The sequence below is a fragment of the Pseudomonas sp. NMI542_15 genome, assembly GCF_021283425.1.
GTDB classification, from domain to species: Bacteria; Pseudomonadota; Gammaproteobacteria; order Pseudomonadales; family Pseudomonadaceae; genus Aquipseudomonas; species Aquipseudomonas fortuita.
Map to the genome: position 1 here is coordinate 1 of NZ_JAJSRO010000050.1, position 4,055 is coordinate 4,055.

A 4,055-nucleotide genomic window follows, 5' to 3' on the forward strand; every position below is an offset into this window, starting at 1 on the left:
ATTTTTTGGTGTCCCAGAAGTCGGCCCAGGTCTTGGGTACGTCCGCGCCTTTGAACGCGTCCGTGCGATACGCCAGCACCGTGGAGTAGCTGATGTAGCCGACGCTGTATTCGTCCTTGAGGCTGTCGGGTATTTGCGCGGCATTGGGAATCAGCGCAAGGTCGAGCTTCTCGAACAGCCCTTCGGCTTCGCCACGGATGCAGTCGCCAGTGGGCAGGTCCACCACGTCCCAGGTGACCTTGCCGCTCTCGACCTGGGTCTTGATGATCGGGTAGGCCTTGGGCGAGCTGTCCTGTTTGAGCGTCAGACCGAGCTTTTTCGCCGCAGGCTCCAGGATCGCCTTGCTCTGGGCTTCCTGATAAGCACCGCCCTGGGATACGAACGTGATGTCCTCGGCCATGGCCTGGGTGGCGCTACCGATGAACAGGGCCAGACTCGCGAGTTGGAAAGCTGTAGTGCGCAATGTGCTCATGGAAAGACTCCGAATGGTTGGCAGATTTTCTTGGGCGAGCTGTAGGTTTTGTTGTCGGTCGCTCTGCGGGACCATGGAGGTCTAATGTACCGGCTTGTCCGTGAACGAAGCGGCTACAAATGCGCGGATGAAAAGTGGTTTATTGCGAAAATGCGAACGGGCACAGTATTTCGTGCGTCGGGTGCGGGCTTGCGCGCCTGTCGCGAGCAGCCCCGAAGCCCCCGGTAGGAGCGAGCATGCTCGCGATGGCGGTGTGTTGGGTGAGTCATAGCCAAGTCATTCAGCCCACCGTCATCCGCCTCACCACGCGCCGAATCATCGGCGCCGCCAGCACCACCACCGGCAACATCGATACCCACGACAGCGCCCACGCGTTCAACCAGCGGCCGGCAAAGGCCAGGTCGAGCGCATGGGGTGTGGTGGCGATGGCGGCCGCGACCGCGCAGGTCAGGCCGGATTGAACGACGCCGAAAACGAAATGCTCATAACGGGCGGGGATTTTCATCGGGGGTTCTCGAGAAAGAGCGGGGGGGCGCGATGCCCGGCCGCTCGGGCACGATCAAGCCGGTTGCAGTTGCGCGATAGTCTCTTCGGTGGTCCACAGCCCGTGGGCGAGGAAGCGGTAATTGATGATGGCCGCCAGGTAGCCGTCGCCATCCGGCAGGCGCGGGCCGGCGGTGGCGTCGCGTACCACGACTATTTCAAAGCCCTGTTCGAGCAGTTCGCGCAGGTGTGATTCCACGCAAAGGTTGGCCGCCATGCCGGCGAGGATGATCTGCGACACGCCTTTCTTGCGCAATTGCAGCGCCAGGTCGTTGGTTTCCGGGCCGTAGACCTTGTGCGGCGAGGCGATGATGGTCTCGCCGTCGAGAATGTACGGCTTGTAGATCTCGAGGAAATCGGCGCCGGAGCCTTCGAAGTTTTCCAGGGTGTTCGGTCCCTTGCGATCGAACATGCAGATGCTGTGCATGACCTTTTCCAGCGGACCGCCAAAATGCCAGTCGTGGTCGTGCGGGTAGTAATAGTGTGGCGACACGGCCACGGGCAGGTCGTGAGCCTTGAAGGCCTTGAACAGTTTTTCCAGGTTTTCGACGGTGTTGTTCTCGACGATGCTCTCACCGAACACCGCCCAACTGGCGCCGGCAGGGCTGAGGAAGTCGTTCTGTGGGTCGATGACCACCAGGGCGGCTTTGCTCAGGTCGAGCTTGAAACCAGTGGCAGGCAGTGCGGGTTCGGCGGGGTCGGCGTACAGATGGCTCATGACGATTTACCTCTTGGGTGCTTGCGTGGATGAGACGTGAATGTTGCTTTATATAAATGACCAGTCGTCTTATTAATGAGGAAAAAAAACTCACTCCAATAGCCGAGGCAAGACCATCGATACGAAACGCTGCAGAGGTGCACCGTCGCGCAGGACCTTGCCGCGCATGACCGCACCTTCCCAGCCTTCGACGATGACACTGGCCAGCGCTTCGGCGTCGTGAGTTTCAGAGAGTTCGCGGCGCTGCTGCGCTTCACGCAGGCAGCTCGCGAGCAAACCTTCCCAGCGCGCCAGCACATCGGCCAGACGCTTGCGGGTTTGTTCGCTGCCATTGGACATTTCCAGGGACAGGTTGCCAATCAGGCAACCCAGGCTGTATTCATGCTCGCCGTGCTCGAGCACCAGGGCCTGGAAGAACTGGCCGATGCGCTCCAGCGGCTTGACCCGGGCGTCGTAGAAGATCGGCCCGTGGCGGGTTTCGATCGAGGTCCAGTATTCCTCGAGGATCTCTGCCGCGAAGTCTTCCTTGCTGGCGAAGTAGTTGTAGAAAGAGCCCTTGGGAATCTCGGCAGCGGCGGTGATGTCCTGGACGCCGCAGCCGTTGAAGCCACGGTTGTGAACCACCTGGCGGCCAATCGACAGCAAACGGGATCTGACTTCGAGGTTGACCGGGCGAGCCATGACAGAGACATCCAGTGATGAGAAAGTTTTAATAAACTAACTGGTCATCTATGTTTCGTCAACAGTCGAATTGACTGCCAATCAGTCCGCCTGCGCCATCTCGATGTACTCGAGCATCTTCTCGTTGCCATCGAGAATGTCACGGCAGATGGCCGCCCGTGCCGCCGCGCCATCGCGGCGCTTGAGTGCGTCGAGCACTTCCCAGTGATGGTCGATGGCCATGCGCTCGTTGAAGTTGCCATAGGCACGGGCGATCAGTGGGCCGGTGCGCATCCACAGGCTATCGAGCAAACCCGCCAGCACCGGCATGCGCGCGATGGTGGTCAGCGCGTAGTGAAATTGCTGATTGCACTTGAGAGCGGCTTGCAAGTCCTGGGCGTTGATCGCGGCGATGTTGTTTTCGATGCAGGCTTGCAGGTCTGCGAGTTCGCTGTCGGTCACCAGCGCGGCGGCCGTCTCCGCAGCCAGGCCTTCAAGCGCCAGGCGGATGCTGCGGATCTCGCCGTATTGCGCGGCGGTGAGGATGGGTACGCGGATGTCACGCGGGGTCTTGAGGATCAGCGCCTGTTCCTTGGCCAGTTGCAGGATCGCGTCGCGCACCGGTGTGACGCTGGTGCCCAGTTGTTCGGCCAGGTCGCGGATGCGCAGGCGGTCATCGGGCTGGAAACGCCCGGTGATCAGTGCCTCGCGCAGCAACTCGTAGATGCCACTGCCCAGGTAAGAGTGATTGAGGGTTTGAATAGGGTAGGGGTTGCTCATTGATCGCTCATCTGCGGCGGATGCCCGGCCCGAATGATGGAAGTTTCCGGCCGGGATTTCCAGATTATTTCAGACGTGCTGACCACCGTTGACATGAATCTCCGAACCGTTGATGTACGACGCGCCTCGGGTGCAGAGGAAATGCACCAGGGATGCGACTTCTTCCGGCTTGCCCAAGCGGTGCATGGGGATCTGCTGATCGACGATCAGTTCGGTCCCGGCAGACAGGATCGACGTCTCGATCTCACCCGGTGCAATCGCATTGACGGGGTTTGGGGAGCAATGGAACCAAAAACCAACGTAAGCTCTGAATCCCACCGTAAAGGGGCTTTCCGATCTCCAGCTCACCCGCCAGGCATTACTCTCTGATCAGTGCCTCGATGATCGGGCAGATCGTTCCGCCGTCTCCCGCATCACATTGCTGCACCAGTTCGCCTAACAGTTGCTGCATGACGACCAAGTCGGCCATCTTCTGCTCGATCAACGCGAGCTTGCGTGCAGCCCGTGCTCGCGTTTCTGTGGGAGGAAAATAAAGTGTCATCCTAACTACAGGACCCTGCAACGTAGCAATTCCTGCAAAAATCCATTTAAAACAATGACTTATTTCAATTCTGCCATCTGCAAGCGTTTTGTGGGGATGGAGGCCGGAATCATTAAAGTATCATCCTAATTTTCGCTCAACCTTGGAAAATGCTGAGAATCGTAAAAATAAAGTTTCATCCTTTCCGCTACTAGTTCAAGGCTTTCCCGCCGCTTTCTTCCGGCCGCCGGCAACAACGCTGCTTGGCTGAGGCGATCCACTTGCGCTACCGCTCACTGATCAGATCGCACTTGAACTCGACGAGCAGCCAACCATCAGGCCGAGCGTGATCGCCAAAAAAA

General features: G+C 59.0%; 5 protein-coding genes and 2 pseudogenes. All 7 read right to left on the reverse strand.

Features of this window, described 5'->3' with window-relative positions:
- Nucleotides 1-472: extracellular solute-binding protein (locus LU684_RS30245; protein ID WP_049273834.1), on the reverse strand; the 472-nt coding region annotated here is incomplete at its 3' end.
- 280 nt (nt 473-752) lie between these two features.
- The gene (locus LU684_RS30250; RefSeq protein ID WP_003465037.1) at nt 753-977 is read right to left on the reverse strand and encodes a DUF2798 domain-containing protein; all 225 of its coding nucleotides are present in this window, start codon (nt 975-977) and stop codon (nt 753-755) included.
- 54 nt (nt 978-1,031) lie between these two features.
- Nucleotides 1,032-1,733, reverse strand: a complete 702-nt coding sequence (locus LU684_RS30255) for a cysteine hydrolase family protein (RefSeq protein ID WP_003465039.1) — start codon at nt 1,731-1,733, stop codon at nt 1,032-1,034.
- Between the two features lie 90 nt (nt 1,734-1,823).
- On the reverse strand, nt 1,824-2,414 hold the full coding sequence (locus LU684_RS30260; protein ID WP_003465041.1) for a TetR/AcrR family transcriptional regulator: 591 nt from the start codon (nt 2,412-2,414) through the stop codon (nt 1,824-1,826).
- 81 nt (nt 2,415-2,495) lie between these two features.
- Complete coding sequence (locus LU684_RS30265) at nt 2,496-3,173, reverse strand: GntR family transcriptional regulator (RefSeq protein WP_016487046.1); 678 nt, start codon at nt 3,171-3,173, stop codon at nt 2,496-2,498.
- Between the two features lie 69 nt (nt 3,174-3,242).
- A pseudogene (locus LU684_RS30270) lies at nt 3,243-3,440 on the reverse strand (SDR family oxidoreductase); the annotation flags it as partial.
- Between the two features lie 91 nt (nt 3,441-3,531).
- A pseudogene (locus tag LU684_RS30275) lies at nt 3,532-3,690 on the reverse strand (MerR family transcriptional regulator); the annotation flags it as partial.
- Between the last annotated feature and the right edge of the window lie 365 nt (nt 3,691-4,055).